This window comes from Corynebacterium ciconiae DSM 44920, assembly GCF_030440575.1.
In the GTDB taxonomy this organism is placed as follows: Bacteria; Actinomycetota; Actinomycetes; order Mycobacteriales; family Mycobacteriaceae; genus Corynebacterium; species Corynebacterium ciconiae.
Map to the genome: position 1 here is coordinate 2,233,494 of NZ_CP047189.1, position 14,032 is coordinate 2,247,525.

Annotated in this window: 10 protein-coding genes; 6 read left to right on the forward strand and 4 right to left on the reverse strand. The window is 62.7% G+C overall.

Annotated elements, in window-relative coordinates; all coding sequences use genetic code 11:
- Position 1: 1 nt before the first annotated feature.
- Positions 2 to 955, reverse strand: coding sequence for an ABC transporter ATP-binding protein (locus tag CCICO_RS09850; RefSeq protein WP_018019392.1), 954 nt, complete (start codon positions 953 to 955; stop codon positions 2 to 4).
- Between the two features lie 27 nt (positions 956 to 982).
- Positions 983 to 1,489: an NUDIX domain-containing protein gene (locus tag CCICO_RS09855; protein ID WP_018019393.1), complete on the reverse strand. Its 507-nt coding sequence runs from the start codon at positions 1,487 to 1,489 to the stop codon at positions 983 to 985.
- Between the two features lie 59 nt (positions 1,490 to 1,548).
- Between CCICO_RS09855 and CCICO_RS09860 the strand changes: the two genes are divergently transcribed.
- The 4 genes from CCICO_RS09860 to CCICO_RS09875 all read left to right on the forward strand — a co-directional run bounded on the left by CCICO_RS09860 (position 1,549) and on the right by CCICO_RS09875 (position 7,090).
- Positions 1,549 to 3,003: a GlnX family signal transduction membrane protein gene (locus CCICO_RS09860; protein ID WP_018019394.1), complete on the forward strand. Its 1,455-nt coding sequence runs from the start codon at positions 1,549 to 1,551 to the stop codon at positions 3,001 to 3,003.
- Positions 3,003 to 4,019: a glutamate ABC transporter substrate-binding protein gene (locus CCICO_RS09865; RefSeq protein ID WP_018019395.1), complete on the forward strand. Its 1,017-nt coding sequence runs from the start codon at positions 3,003 to 3,005 to the stop codon at positions 4,017 to 4,019. Before CCICO_RS09860 ends, CCICO_RS09865 begins: the two co-directional genes overlap by 1 nt.
- Positions 4,019 to 6,352 (forward strand): serine/threonine protein kinase, encoded by a 2,334-nt coding sequence (locus CCICO_RS09870; protein WP_018019396.1) that lies wholly within the window; start codon positions 4,019 to 4,021, stop codon positions 6,350 to 6,352. Before CCICO_RS09865 ends, CCICO_RS09870 begins: the two co-directional genes overlap by 1 nt.
- Positions 6,353 to 6,736: 384 nt before the next feature.
- Positions 6,737 to 7,090, forward strand: coding sequence for a hypothetical protein (locus tag CCICO_RS09875; RefSeq protein WP_156809833.1), 354 nt, complete (start codon positions 6,737 to 6,739; stop codon positions 7,088 to 7,090).
- Positions 7,091 to 7,144: 54 nt separating this feature from the next.
- On the opposite strand, the gene CCICO_RS09880 is transcribed toward CCICO_RS09875, so the two are convergent.
- Positions 7,145 to 8,347 carry an acetate kinase gene (locus CCICO_RS09880; RefSeq protein ID WP_018019398.1) on the reverse strand — a complete coding sequence of 401 codons (1,203 nt, stop codon included), beginning with the start codon at positions 8,345 to 8,347 and terminating at the stop codon, positions 7,145 to 7,147.
- Between the two features lie 2 nt (positions 8,348 to 8,349).
- Positions 8,350 to 9,705, reverse strand: coding sequence for a phosphate acetyltransferase (pta, locus tag CCICO_RS09885; protein ID WP_425265820.1), 1,356 nt, complete (start codon positions 9,703 to 9,705; stop codon positions 8,350 to 8,352).
- A gap of 345 nt (positions 9,706 to 10,050) precedes the next feature.
- On the opposite strand from pta, the gene CCICO_RS09890 reads away from it, so the two are divergent.
- Positions 10,051 to 11,418: an FAD-dependent oxidoreductase gene (locus CCICO_RS09890; RefSeq protein ID WP_018019400.1), complete on the forward strand. Its 1,368-nt coding sequence runs from the start codon at positions 10,051 to 10,053 to the stop codon at positions 11,416 to 11,418.
- A 142-nt stretch (positions 11,419 to 11,560) separates the two neighbouring features.
- Positions 11,561 to 13,930 carry a glycogen/starch/alpha-glucan phosphorylase gene (locus tag CCICO_RS09895; protein ID WP_018019401.1) on the forward strand — a complete coding sequence of 790 codons (2,370 nt, stop codon included), beginning with the start codon at positions 11,561 to 11,563 and terminating at the stop codon, positions 13,928 to 13,930.
- Positions 13,931 to 14,032 lie beyond the last annotated feature (102 nt).

The window sequence follows — 14,032 nt, forward strand, 5'->3', positions numbered from 1 at the left end:
TTTAGATCTCCCCTTCTGGGCGCTGCGGCGCAGCGGTGGTGGTGTGGGCGTGGTACTGCACGGCGTCGCCGGTGCTGCGCATGAAGGCATCCTCCAAGGAGCCGCGCTGCTCGGTGAGCTCGTGCACGGCCACGCCGATGGAATAGGCCAGCCCGCCCACCACATCGGTGGTGGCGTCGTGGACCAGCAATACCTCGCGGCCTTGGGGGTCGGCGGAGGCCTCGGCGCGGAGGTTTTCCTCCTGTAGCGCTGCGGCGAGCTCGCGGGGATGATCGGTACGCACGAGCACCGTGGATTGCGAGGAGTTGTTGATGAACTCCTCGGTGGGGCAATCAGAGACGAGGCGCCCGCGACCAATCACCAAAAGGTGATCGGCGGTTTGCGCCATCTCGGAGAGCAGATGGGAGCTGACGAGAATGGTGCGGCCCTCCGCCGCGAGGGAACGCAGGAAGGTGCGCACCCAGCGGATGCCCTCTGGGTCAAGACCGTTGACGGGCTCGTCGAGCAGCAGGTACTCGGGATCGCCCAGCAGCGCGCCGGCCAGGCCGAGGCGCTGCGCCATACCCAGGGAGAAACCGCCGGCCTTGCGGCCAGCGACATCGCTCAGGCCCACCAGCCGAAGCACCTCGTCCACACGGCTGGAGTCGATGCCATTGGAGGCGGCCATCCAGCGCAGGTGGTTGGCGGCACTGCGGTGCGGGTGCACCGCCTTCGCATCCAGCAGCGATCCGACGGTCCGCAGCGGATCATCGAGCTCCGCATAGGTGCGGCCATCGATCGTGGCTGTGCCCGAGCTGGGGCTATCCAGCCCCAGAATCATGCGCAAGGTGGTGGATTTACCGGCGCCGTTGGGCCCCAGAAATCCGGTGACGACGCCCGGCTTGACGCTGAAGGAGAGATTATCCACCGCCAGCGTGGAGCCGTAGCGTTTGCTCAGCCCAGAAACTTCAATCATGTCCCACAGTCTTACACATCACCGCCATCAGTGCTGCGGGCGCCCTGAGCTTATCGACGCCACCTCGCCGGCGGCGATCACCGATCGCATGAGGGGCAACGACTCGGCGAAGGCCGTCATGAGCGGATAGGAAGAAAGCTCCGCCAGGGGCACCCAGTGCAGCTCCACGGACTCCTCATTGCCCTGCGTGGCCAGCGGTTCAGGGCAGGTGGCCAGCACTTGGGTGTAGCTCCAGCCGGAGAGATAGGGCCCCGCAGTGACCACGGAATCCACCACATCGACGCGGGAGGTATCAATACTGGTTTCTTCCCGGGCCTCACGCAGGGCGGCCTCCACGGCGGTTTCGTGCGAGTCCCGCGCCCCGCCCGGCAGAGCCCAGGTGCCGCCCTCTGCCGTCCAGTGGGCGCGGTGCTGCAGCAGTACCCGCGGGTTGCTGCGGGGCGAGGCGATGAGAAAAAGCCCGGCCGCGCCAAACAGGCCCCAGCGCCGCGAGCCGTCTGGGGCGAAGCTCCAACCGTTTCCGTCTCCATCCATGAGCCAAAGTGTAGTTCGGGTACTGGGTATGGCGAGATATCCTCGCTAGACTTGTGGACATGACTCTTTCCGGTACGGGCCAGAAAGCCGGCCCCACGGGTGACAGCGTGGCAGAAGCTGTCTCGGAGTTGAGGGCGGCGTCGACAAGCGAAGGCGATGCGTGGCTGGATCAACCGGAGCGCGCCGAGCGGCGTTTGAGCGACGTCACCCGCGAATTGGTGGATGTTCCCCTGCTGCAGCTGCGTCGATTTATTCGTTTCGTCGGCACCCCGCCGGGGCTGATGACCCTGATGTGCGTGGTGCTCAGCGTGGCGCTGCTGGCGGCGGGGCTGTCGATCGCGCGTTCCTCCCAAGACCAGGAACGAGATCTTAATCAGCTGCTCACCCACGTGGAACCGATGAGCTATTCGGCGCTGAATCTCTACACTTCCCTTTCTATCGCCGATACCACCGCCACCACGGGGTTTGTGGAAAACCGGGCGGAATCGCCGCGCGTGCGCGAACGCTATAACACCGCAATTTCGCAAGCAAGTATCGCCTCGGCGCAGACGATGGCGGCGGTGCGCGATAGCAACAGCGAGGAGATGCGGCTGCTGGCCTCCATCAACCAGCAGCTGCCGGTGTACACCGGCCTGATTGAGACCGCTCGGGCGAACTACAACATGGGCAACCCCGTCAGCACCGCCTACCTGGCGGAGGCCTCGAGCCTGATGCGCAGCGAGATCCTGCCCAATGCCTCTAGGTTGTACGAGCTCACCTCAGCCACCGTGGCCAAGCAGCAGCAGGACCTCACCCGCCCGCAGTGGGTGCCGCTCTCAGGGCTAGTAGCCGCGTTCGTGCTGCTGGTGCTGGCGCAGGCGTGGTTGTATAACCGCACTCGGCGCATCTTCAACCGTGGTTTCGCCACCGCCACCGTGCTCATGCTCGCCGCCCTCTTGTGGGTGGGCTCGGCCAACTGGGCCACCTGGCATGCCGGGCAGCAGGGCTTTAATAAGGCCGCCGGCCCCATGAGCGAGCTCACGAATGCGCGCATCGCCGCACAGCAAGCCCGCACCAAGGAGACTCTGGCGCTCGTGCGGCGCCAATCGGTGGCCGATAATGCCACCTTGTTCTATGCCAGCATGGACCGTATCGATAGCGCGATCGAGAGCTACCGATCCTCCCCGCTGCTGGATTCCGCGCAGGATCACATGGCCACCAACCGGGCCGAGCAGTCCGTGGAGCAGTGGCGGGTGTACCACGAGCGGCTGCGCAGCGCCCAGTCTTCCGGCGACTATGACACCGCCTTGGATGTGACTCTCGGTAATCACCCTCGCTCCGCTGCCACCGCCTTCGATGAGCTGGATGCCAATCTCTCCACGCTCATCAGCGATGCCCGCACCACCATGCGCGATTACATAGCCGATGGCCTGCGCGCGACCCGATTGTTGGCCATCATGGTCAGTATCTGCTCGGTGCTGTCTGTAGTACTGGTGTGGATTGGTATTCGTCCCCGACTCTTGGAGTTCCTCTGATGCGCGCGCCCGCCCCCTGTCGACGCCTCGTGGCGCTAGGACTCATCCTCAGCGTCACGATCAGCGGCTGCTCCGAGGTAGAACCCGACAACGATCCCGCTCCCACCTGGGTCAAAGAGCTGGCGCAGGAGCAGCCCTCCTTCCCCGCCGGCGCGCAGCGTGAGGAGGCGGGCAGCCACCCGCCGGTGGAGGTGGACGCGGCCACCACCTTCGCCTCCATCCGGCCCGATCGGCGCAGCCCCGCAGAGCGCATTCCAGAGATCGTGAAGCGCGGCTACATCATTGTTGGGGTGGATCAATCCCAGAATCTGCTCTCCTATCGCGATCCCGCCACCGGCGAGCTCTCCGGCTTCGAAATCGATCTGGCCCGTAACATCGCCCGCGATATCTTTGACGATCCGCATGCCATCGACTTCCGGTTTATTGACGCCTCAGACCGGGTCTCGGCGCTGGACAACGGCACCGTGGACATGGTGATCCGCACCATGACGATCACTCCAGAGCGCCAAGAGCAGGTGGCTTTCTCGGTGCCCTATTTCACCTCCCAAACCCGGGTGCTCGCCCACAAGGGCTCCGGCACCACCGGGGTGAACTCACTGCACGGGCGCACCGTGTGCGTGGCCGATCAGTCCACAGCGCTGCAGCACGCCCGCGCCTACGCCCCCAACGCCGATATATTGCGGGTACGTAACTGGGCGGACTGCCTCGTGGCCTTGCAGCAGGACCAAGTGGATGCCGTGGTGGGAGATGATTCGATTCTCGCCGGCATCGCCGCCCAGGATCCCACCACCGAGATCGTGGGCCGGCCCATCGGCGAGGAAAGCTATGGGGTGGGCATCGCCCAGCCCGACCGCCTGCACGACACCACCGGGCTGATCCAGCAAGTCAACTCCACCATCGAACGCATTATCCGCGATGGCACCTGGCGCTCGATCTACACTCGGACCCTCGGGCCCTACCAAACCTCGGTGTCTCCGCCCGAGCCCCACTACCTGGATGAGGAGGGAGAACGCTGATGAGCGAGGAGGAGCATCCCGTGATGGGCACCGAGGCGGTGCCCTTTGACCCCTTCGCCGATGAGGAGGATGAGGAGCAGGAACTCGATTCCGATAGCTCCATCCAGGCGCTGCTCGCGGATCTGGGCGCACTGCGCGACGGGCCGAACCAGCCCACCGCACCCACCAAGGTGCAGGACGATCCTTCCGAGCGCAGCCGCCGCGAGGCGCTCTCAACCTTCCGCGAGCGCCGCACCCACACCCGCGTGGGCCGAGTGGTGGCCGAGGGCATGGTGCAGCTTCCCTTCGTGCCTTTGCACGATCCCGAGCGCGCCCTCATCGATCCGAGTGAGGACATCGCCGCAGGCACCGAGGCCCCGGCGCTCAGCCCGGGCGATGTGGTGGCCAATCAGTACACGGTGCTCGGGGTGATCGCCCACGGCGGCATGGGCTGGGTGTATCTGGCCGAGGACAGCAATGTCTCCGGCCGCTGGGTGGTGCTCAAAGGCATGATGGCCGATACCTCACACCCCTCCCAGGGCGTGGCCGAAGCCGAGCGCGAGTTCCTGGCAGACATCACCCACCCGGCGATTGTGAAGATCTTCAACTTCATCGATGACCCGCGGGTAGACGGCGGCTTCATCGTGATGGAGTTTGTGGGCGGCCCCTCGCTGCGGGACCGGGCGAAACGCTCAGGAGGGACCATCGATATCGATGTGGCCATTGGCTACATTCTCGAGGTGCTGCCCGCCCTGTCCTATCTGCACTCCCGAGGTGTGGTGTACAACGACCTCAAGCCGGACAACATCATCGTTACCGAGGACCAAGTCAAGCTCATTGACCTCGGTGCGGTTTCCGGCATCGGCGCCTTCGGCTACATTTACGGCACCAAGGGATTCCAGGCCCCCGAGGTAGCCACCCAGGGCCCCTCGGTGGCCTCGGATATCTACACCATTGGGCGCACGCTTGCCGCGCTCACTCTGCCGCTACCGATGAGCGATGGGGTGTACGAGCCGGGTATCCCCTCCCCCACCGCGGAGCCGTTGCTGCGCCGCTACTTGAGCTTCTACCGGCTACTTCTGCGCTGCACCCACGAGGATCCGGCGCAGCGCTTCACGGACGTATCGCAACTGGAGATCCAGCTCTACGGTGTGCTGCGAGAGATCCTCGCCATTAGAGATGGCATCCAATACCCCTCGCATCATTCGGCCTTTTCGCCGCAGCGTACAACCTTCGGCACCAAGCATTTGGTGTTTCAGACCGATCAGTTGATCGACGGGGTGGATCGCACCGTGCGCATCACCCCAGACGAGGTGATCTCCGCGTTGCCGGTGCCCTTGATCGACACCAACGATCCCGGGGCCTCCTTGCTTTCTGGTACCTCCTACTCCGAGCCCACCGAGACCCTGGAGACCCTGCACCAGGCCATGCAGTCCAGCGAGTATGAGCATTCCACCGAGATCCCGCTCGGCGTGGTGCGCGCACTGCTGGACCTCGGCTTTAGGGACGAGGCGAAATCCTGGCTGGAGTCCTTGGAAGACAGGCTCGGTGGGGACTGGCGCCACCAGTGGTTTTCTGGGGTCACCACCATGCTCACCGGCGACCTACTGGCCGCACAGCGCCACTTCAACCAAGTGCTGCACATTCTGCCCGGCGAGCCGGCCCCGAAGCTAGCACTCGCCGCGGTCAATGACATGCTGCTGCAGGAAAGCTCGCACGATCACACCGCGTTGCTCAGCGATACCGCATTCAAGGCGGCGCTTTTAGGCCCCGATGCGGCGGATGTTACCCCCGAACAGATCAGCTCCATCAGCGATGATTGGAACTATGTAACCAGCGTGCCCGCGAAGCTTCGCTTCCACACCATCCAGCTCTATCAGCTGGTGTGGGCCACCAACCCCACCACCGTGAGCTCTGCTTTCGGCCTGGCCCGACAGCTCTACGCCGAGGGACAAGCGAACCTCGCGGTGGCGGCGCTCGATAAAGTGCCCCAGGCCTCTCGGCACCAGCGCATGGCGCAGCTGAGCACCATCATGATGCTCATCTCTGGCGAATCCAACGAGTCCGCTATCCGCCGCGCGGCCCGAAGGTTGGAGGAGATCCCCACCAACGAGCCCCGCTACCTGCAGCTTCAGGCAGCAGTCACGGCCGCTGGGCTCTATTGGCTGCGCAGCAACGACCTCGCCGAGGCATGTTCACCCAATGAGCTTTTCGACGATCCCTTCACCCAAACCGGCCTGCGCTACGGCCTCGCCCGCTGCCTCCGCGGCCTGGCCCGCAGCGCCCACCACACGCTGCATCGCTACGAGCTCATCGACATGGCCAATAAAGTGCGCCCCACCACTTGGCTGTAGACACCCCAAGCCGGCCTCGTGATCAGCGCTTTTAGCCTGTTACTTTCCTAGGACTACATGTAGACTGTGCCTTAGTTCACCTTTTGTGCACTCGCCGGAACTCCCGCTTTATGCGGGGCGCCACACTCATCGACGGTGTCTGGCGTTTTTCAGCTACGCTTTCCCTCCTTTCAACAGGGGGATGGGAAAGCATCAACGGTTCAGAGTTACGGCCACCTCAAGAACCATTAAGGAGAATGGTCACATGTCCTATAGCAACCAAAAAAAGGGGGGTAGCACTGCTCGCAGTGCGTGCCCTCTACAACATCATTCTTGCGCGAGGTGTTATCGATGCTACGTAAAGGCCCACTCATTTCAGGTTCCCTTTTCGCCCTAGCCTGCGCCTTGATTACTATTTCCGCAGCAATCACGGTGAAAGAAGAACTGGACACAGCCAGCAAGGTGGATAATGGCGGTCTGCCTTATTTCTTTTGTTTCCTTCTCGCCGGCTTGGGTGTCACTGCACTCATTGTGTACTCGATGTATCTCTCCATCACCGGGTGGTCTACCACGCGGTTTCTCCGAGCAATGTGCATGACAGTGAGATTTGCTGCATTGCTGGCGGTGGTCTGCTCCGTGTGGTTCATCGTGGTCACTGATCTCTTCGACATAGCAGGAGTACTAGGCATCATGCTTGCCCTATCCTGCATGTTCTGGGCCAATGGGCTATTCAAGCTACACACCACAGAACACGCCTAAAGAAACTCATGTGGCGGTACCGCGTTCAGTACCGCCACAGTGCTGTTCTGGGTGCTAGCTGTTTTTGGCCAATTGATCTGCGTAGCGGGCAATTGCGAGTTCCTCGTTCGTGGGAACCACAAAAACCTTCACCTGAGAATCATCGGCAGAGATCTCACGCGGGCCATCATTCGGCAGCTCATTGCGCTCGGGATCGATCTTGATGCCGAACCACTCGAGGTTCTCTAGCGCATCGGCACGGACAAACTTGTCGTTTTCTCCTACCCCAGCGGTAAACGTGATGGCATCCACGCGGCCCAGGGCCACCATGTAGGAGCCGATGTAGCGACGCAGCTGGTGAATGTAGATGTTGTAGGCCAGCCAGGCATCATCATCGCCCTCTTCGATGCGCTCGCGCAGGACGCGGAAATCATTCACCCCGGCGATGCCCTTCACACCGGACTTGCGGTTAAGCAGCTCATCGATCTCATCGATGCTCATATTTGCCTGGCGGGCCAGGTGGAAGACGATACCGGGATCGATGTCGCCAGAACGGGTACCCATCACCAGACCGGCCAGCGGAGTCAGCCCCATAGAGGTATCGATGGCCAGCCCACCGCGAATAGCGGCACAGGACGCACCATTGCCCAGGTGCAAGGTGATCTGATTTACCACATCAGCGGGCTTATCTAGCAGCGCGGGAACGTGCTGGGACACATACTCGTGGCTGGTTCCGTGGAAGCCATAGCGGCGCACCCCGTACTCGCCGGCCACCTCGTTGTTGATGGCGTAGAGCGCGGCAGCGGGCGGCAAGGAGTGGAAGAAACCGGTGTCGAACACGCCTACGTGCGGGATGTCCGGCAGGAGCGACTGCGCCACCTCAATGCCGTCGATATTGGCTGGGTTGTGCAGCGGCGCAAGGGGGATGAGATCGCGCACCATGCTGATTACCTCATCCGTGAGGATCACCGGCTGCGAGAACACCAAACCGCCGTGCACCACGCGGTGCCCCACTGCGGAGATGTCCACATCCTCGATGCCGCAGCCATGCTCGCGCATGAGGTCGAAGGCCAGTTTTAGCCCCACCGAGTGATCGGGAATCGGCGCCTCCACCACGTGCTTATCCCCTTGATGTTTCAGGGTCACACGGCCGGAGTCCTCCCCAATCTGCTCCACCAGCCCAGAGGCAAAGGGCTCGTCTTGGGCGTGGGAGGCAGGATCCACCAGCTGAAACTTGATGGAGGAGGAGCCAGAGTTAAGAACAAGGGAGTAGCTCATTGTTAGCGGTTGCCTCCGGTCTGAATGGCGGTAATGGCCACGGTGTTCACGATATCGGGCACGGTAGCGCCGCGGGAGAGGTCATTGACGGGCGCGTTCAGCCCCTGCAGCACCGGGCCTACGGCGAGCGCGCCCGCGGTGCGCTGGATGGCCTTGTAGCCGATATTGCCCGCCTCAAGGTCAGGGAAGATCAGCACATTCGCAGATCCAGCAACAGGCGAGTCCGGGGCCTTCTTGGCGGCGACGGAGTGGGTGACGGCGGCGTCGAACTGCAGCGGGCCGTCGATCCGCAGCTCCGGCTCGATTGCACGGGCAGCATCCACGGCGGCAATGGCGCGGTCCACATCCGGACCCGCCCCAGAGGAGCCGGTGGAATAGGACAGCACGGCCACCTTGGGATCCAAGCCGAACTGGCGGGCAGTGCGGGCGGAAATCGCGGCGATCTCGCCTAGCTGCTCAGCGGTGGGGTTGAGGTTAACGGCGCAGTCACCCACCGCCCAGATCCGGCCAGGAAGCACCATGAAGAACACGGAGGAAACCACGGATGCATCCGGGGTGGTTTTGATGATCTGCAGGGCAGGCCGGATCGTCTCGGCGGTGGTGTGCGCCGCACCGGAGACCATGCCGTCGGCGTCGCCGCAGTGCACCATCATGGTGGCGAAGTAGGAGACATCCTTCATCTGCTCGCGGGCCTGCTCGATCGTCACGCCCTTGTTGGCGCGCAGCCGCGCGAACTCAGCTGCATAGTCTTCAGCACGCACGCTCGACAGCGGATCCACCAGCTCGGCGCGCGAGAGATCCAGCCCCTCCGCGGCGGCGCGGGCGGAGATATCCTCCGGATCGCCCAGAATGGTTAGCTCGCACACCCCAGCGGCCAACAGCTGCGAGGCGGCCTGCAACACGCGGTCATCCTCGCCTTCGGGCAGCACAATGCGGGCACCGATGGCCTTGGCCTGCTCCAGCAGGGAGTGCTCGAAGAGCTCGGGGCTCATCACCGGCTCGCGGGCTCCCAATTCCTCCTTATTAATAGAGGATTCCTCGCCGGGGGCGATAACGGCGGCGACAGGAGCGAAATGCGCGGCTGCCTTCTGGGTGGCCAGCTCGATGGTGGAATCTGGGGCGTCGGCAAGCAGGAGCAGCGGCACGCCGAGGCCGGCGGCGGCGCGAGCATCAAAGTCGATATCGCCGGTGCCCACGAGGAGAGCATCCTCGGGGTAGCTGGTGCCCAAAACGGTGGAGAGCTGCGGGGTGGCGTCGATAAGCGCTTGGGGCTTGGCGTTGAGATGCTGGGCGAGAGGAGTGGGATCATAGGTGGCGAGATTGACACCAAGAGCACTCAACAGTACGGCGGTCATTATCGAGCTTTTTCCTTCCGACACATCGCTGATAGTTGTGTGTGATTCACCGCATAAGTGTAGCGGCAACGTAGCGCATCTATCGATCCGCGCTGCAATCCTTACTGGGACACAGAATACCGGCGCGCGCTGGACATATCAGCCGAGTGGATGCAGCTCCGCGCACTATCTTTGTGGCAAAACACACACCTCAGATGAGTGAGGCTACCCTGACAAGCCCGTGCGCAGGCCACTGGCAGTTTATGTTTGCCCAGCGTAAGGTAAATGCGGATTAGCGTCGCCACCGCCTCCATCCACCCGCGGTGGCGCCGCAGATAACTGCCCCAACCAGCACAAGTGAAGGATACGATGTCTCGCCCGATTCGCGTCGCCGTAGTTGGCGCCGGCCCCGCCGGCATTTACGCCTCTGACCTGCTCATGAAGTCCGGTCACGAGGTTTCCATCGACCTGTTCGAGCGGATGCCCGCCCCCTTCGGCCTCATCCGCTACGGCGTGGCCCCGGACCACCCGCGCATCAAGGGCATCGTGCAATCGCTGCACCGCGTTCTGGACAAGCCGGAGCTTCGCCTCCTCGGCAATATCGAGGTGGGCACCACTATCACCGTCGATGAGCTGCGCGAGTTCTATGACGCCATCATCTTCTCCACCGGCGCCACCGGCGACCGCGTGCTTAACGTGCCCGGTGCGGATCTGCCCGAGGCTTTCGGCGCCGGCGAATTCGTGGGCTTTTATGACGGCAACCCGGACTTCGAGCGCAACTGGAACCTCGAGGCCGAGCAGGTTGCGGTGATCGGCGTGGGCAACGTGGCCCTCGATATCGCCCGCATCTTGGCCAAGACCGGCGATGAGCTGCACGTGACCGAGATTCCGGACAATGTGTATGACAACCTCAAGGCCAACCAGGCCCGCGAGGTGCACATCTTCGGCCGCCGCGGGCCCGCCCAGGCCAAGTTCACCCCGCTGGAGCTGAAGGAGTTGGACCACTCCCCCACGATCGAGGTGGTGGTCAACCCCGAGGATATTGACTATGACGAGGCCTCCATCGAGGCCCGCCGCGCCTCCAAGTCGCAGGATTTGGTGTGTTCCACCCTGGAGCAGTACGCCATCCGCGACCCGCAGGATGCACCGCACAAGCTCTACATCCACTTCTTCGAGTCCCCGGTGGAGATCCTCGGCGAGGATGGGCACGTGAGCGGGCTGAAGACCGAGCGCATGCAGCTCGACGGCAATGGTGGGGTCACCGGCACCGGCGAGTACACCGTGTGGCCGGCCCAGGCCGTCTACCACGCCATTGGCTACCGCTCGGATGAGGTGAAGGATGTGCCCTTCGACGCCCAGCGCGCCGTGATCCCTAACGATGGCGGGCACGTGGTGGATGCCAGCACCGGCGAGCCGCTGCCGAAGCTCTACGCCACCGGCTGGATCAAGCGTGGACCGGTGGGCCTGATCGGCAATACCAAGTCCGATGCCAAGGAAACCACCGGCATGCTGCTGAAGGACTACGAGGACGGCAAGCTCGAAGCCCCGGCACGCCCCGAGGAAGATGCCATCATCGAGCTGCTCGAGGAGCGCAAGGTGCCCTACACCACCTGGGCGGGCTGGCATAACTTGGATGCCGCTGAGCGCGCCGCCGGCGAGGCCGAGGGCCGCGAGCGGAAGAAGATTGTGGAGTGGGATGACATGGTGCGTCACGCCCACCCGGAGTACGAGATCTAGCTCCGATCGCCCCCGCGGCGAGTACTGTGAGCTGGGCAATATCCCTGTGCCCGCAGGTGAAGGGAACTCTACAAGTGGCCGTGTCTCGGCTAAGGTGGTCTGCGTTGATTTACCTATAGTGCGAGAGAAGGTTGATGTAGAGATGACGCAGACGTTCCATGACGCCGCCGGCGGGCACATCCGCTCGGTGTCTGGCCGCACCCCCACGGACTCCACCACCATGGAGTTTTGGCAGGGATTGTCCGCCACGGTGATGGACTCCCTAGCCGAGAAGTGGACGGCCACCACCGAGTTGTATAAGAAGGGCCGCCGGCAGCACTATCTGTCTGCCGAGTTCCTTATGGGCCGCGCCCTGCTGAACAATCTGCTGAACTTGGGCCTGTTTGACCAGGCCGCCGAGACCGCTCAGGCCTATGGCCTTAACCTCTCCGAGGTGCTGGAGCAGGAGCCGGATGCGGCTTTGGGCAATGGCGGCTTGGGCCGCCTGGCCGCCTGCTTCCTCGATTCCTGCGCCACCCAGGACCTGCCGGTGGTGGGCTATGGCATTCTCTACCGCTATGGCCTGTTTAAGCAGGAGTTTGATAACGGCTTCCAAACCGAGCATCCGGATTCTTGGATGGAGGAGCGCTACCCCTTCATCATCCGTCGGATCGATGAGCAGCGCATCATTAACTACAACGACATGCAGGTGCGTGCCGTGCCTTATGACATGCCGATCACCGGCTATGGCACGGACAATGTGGGCACCCTGCGGTTGTGGAAGGCCGAGCCGATGCAGGAGTTCGACTACGATGCCTTCAACTCCCAGCGCTTCACCGACGCCATCGTGGGCCGCGAGGCCGTGATGGATATCTCGCGCGTGCTCTACCCCAATGACACCACCTTCGAGGGCAAGGTGCTGCGCGTGCGCCAGCAGTACTTCTTTGTCTCTGCCTCCCTGCAGGAGATCGTGGACAACCACCTGGCCCAGCATGGGGATCTCTCCAGCTTCGGCGAGTACAACTCGGTGCAGCTCAATGACACCCACCCGGTACTCGGCATCCCCGAGCTCATGCGCCTGCTCATGGACGAGCACGGCATGGGCTGGGAAGAGGCGTGGGATATCGTCTCCCACACCTTCGCCTATACCAACCACACGGTGCTGGCCGAGGCCCTGGAGACGTGGGAGTGCTCGATCTTTGATCGGCTCTTCCCCCGCATCATGGAGATTGTGCGGGAGATTGACCGCCGCTTCCGCATCGACATGTCCGAGCGTGGCGTGGCACAGGAGACCATCGACTACATGGCGCCGGTGTCCAATAACTCGGTGCACATGGCGTGGATCGCCTGCTACGCTGCCTACTCCATCAATGGCGTGGCAGCACTGCACACCGAGATCATCAAGCGTGAAACCTTGGGCGAGTGGCACGCCATCTGGCCAGAGAAGTTCAATAACAAGACCAATGGTGTCACCCCGCGCCGCTGGCTGAACCAGTGCAATCCGCGCCTGTCTGCGCTGCTCACCGAGGTCACCGGCTCGGATGAGTGGGTGCGCCACCTGGACGTGCTCGGCGAGTACCGCGATCAGGGCACCCCAGAGATCTACCAGCGTCTCAGCGAGATCAAGCACGCCAATAAGGTGGATTTTGCCGAGTGGATTCGCAGCCGCACCGGCATGGAGATCGATCCGGATGCCATCTTTGACGTGCAGATTAAGCGCCTGCACGAGTACAAGCGCCAGCTGCTCAATATCTTCTATGTGCTAGATCTCTACTTCCGCCTGAAGGATAACCCCGAGCTAGAGGTGCCGAAGCGGGTGTTCATCTTCGGTGCCAAGGCCGCCCCGGGCTATGTGCGCGCCAAGGCCATCATCAAGCTCATCAACGAGGTGGGCCGAGTGGTGAATAATGACCCCGCGGTCAATGACACGATCAAGGTGGTCTTCGTGGAGAACTACAATGTCTCCCCCGCCGAGAAGATCATCCCCGCCGCCGATGTGTCCGAGCAGATCTCTACCGCCGGTAAGGAGGCCTCTGGTACCTCCAACATGAAGTTCATGATGAACGGCGCGCTCACCTTGGGCACCCTCGATGGCGCCAATGTGGAGATCCTGGACTCGGTGGGCGATGAGAATGCCTACATTTTTGGCGCGAAGGAAGAAGAGCTTCCCGAGCTGCGCAAGAGCTACGATCCGCGGCACGAGTATGAGACCGTGCCCGGCTTGAAGCAGGTACTCGATGCGCTTGTCGACGGCACTCTGGACGATTCCGGCTCCGGCTGGTTCCACGATCTCCACTGGTCCTTGTTGAACTCCAACAACTGGGAGCCGGCGGATGTCTACTACCTGCTGGGCGATTTCGCCGACTACCGCGCCACCCGCGATCGCATGGCCGAGGACTACCGCGATCAGCAAGCATGGTCCGAGAAGGCATGGATCAACATCACCTCCTCGGGGCGTTTCTCCTCCGACCGCACCATCCGCGACTATGCAGACGAGGTGTGGAAGATCAGCCCGCAGCCGCTTGAGGCTTAATCCACCTCCTTCCAGCCATCACACCCCCGCCCTGAGCTTTCACGGGCGGGGGTGTCGTGCATGTGGGGGTGGGCCCACACATGATTATTCATTCCATTGAAC

Excerpts from the sequence above, each read along its gene's own strand:
- CCICO_RS09850 (WP_018019392.1), bottom strand. The coding sequence starts at position 955 with ATGATTGAAGTTTCTGGGCTGAGCAAACGCTACGGCTCCACGCTGGCG.
- CCICO_RS09855 (WP_018019393.1), bottom strand. The coding sequence starts at position 1,489 with ATGGATGGAGACGGAAACGGTTGGAGCTTCGCCCCAGACGGCTCGCGG.
- CCICO_RS09860 (WP_018019394.1), top strand. The coding sequence starts at position 1,549 with ATGACTCTTTCCGGTACGGGCCAGAAAGCCGGCCCCACGGGTGACAGC.
- CCICO_RS09865 (WP_018019395.1), top strand. The coding sequence starts at position 3,003 with ATGCGCGCGCCCGCCCCCTGTCGACGCCTCGTGGCGCTAGGACTCATC.
- CCICO_RS09870 (WP_018019396.1), top strand. The coding sequence starts at position 4,019 with ATGAGCGAGGAGGAGCATCCCGTGATGGGCACCGAGGCGGTGCCCTTT.
- CCICO_RS09880 (WP_018019398.1), bottom strand. The coding sequence starts at position 8,347 with ATGAGCTACTCCCTTGTTCTTAACTCTGGCTCCTCCTCCATCAAGTTT.
- CCICO_RS09890 (WP_018019400.1), top strand. The coding sequence starts at position 10,051 with ATGTCTCGCCCGATTCGCGTCGCCGTAGTTGGCGCCGGCCCCGCCGGC.
- CCICO_RS09895 (WP_018019401.1), top strand. The coding sequence starts at position 11,561 with ATGACGCAGACGTTCCATGACGCCGCCGGCGGGCACATCCGCTCGGTG.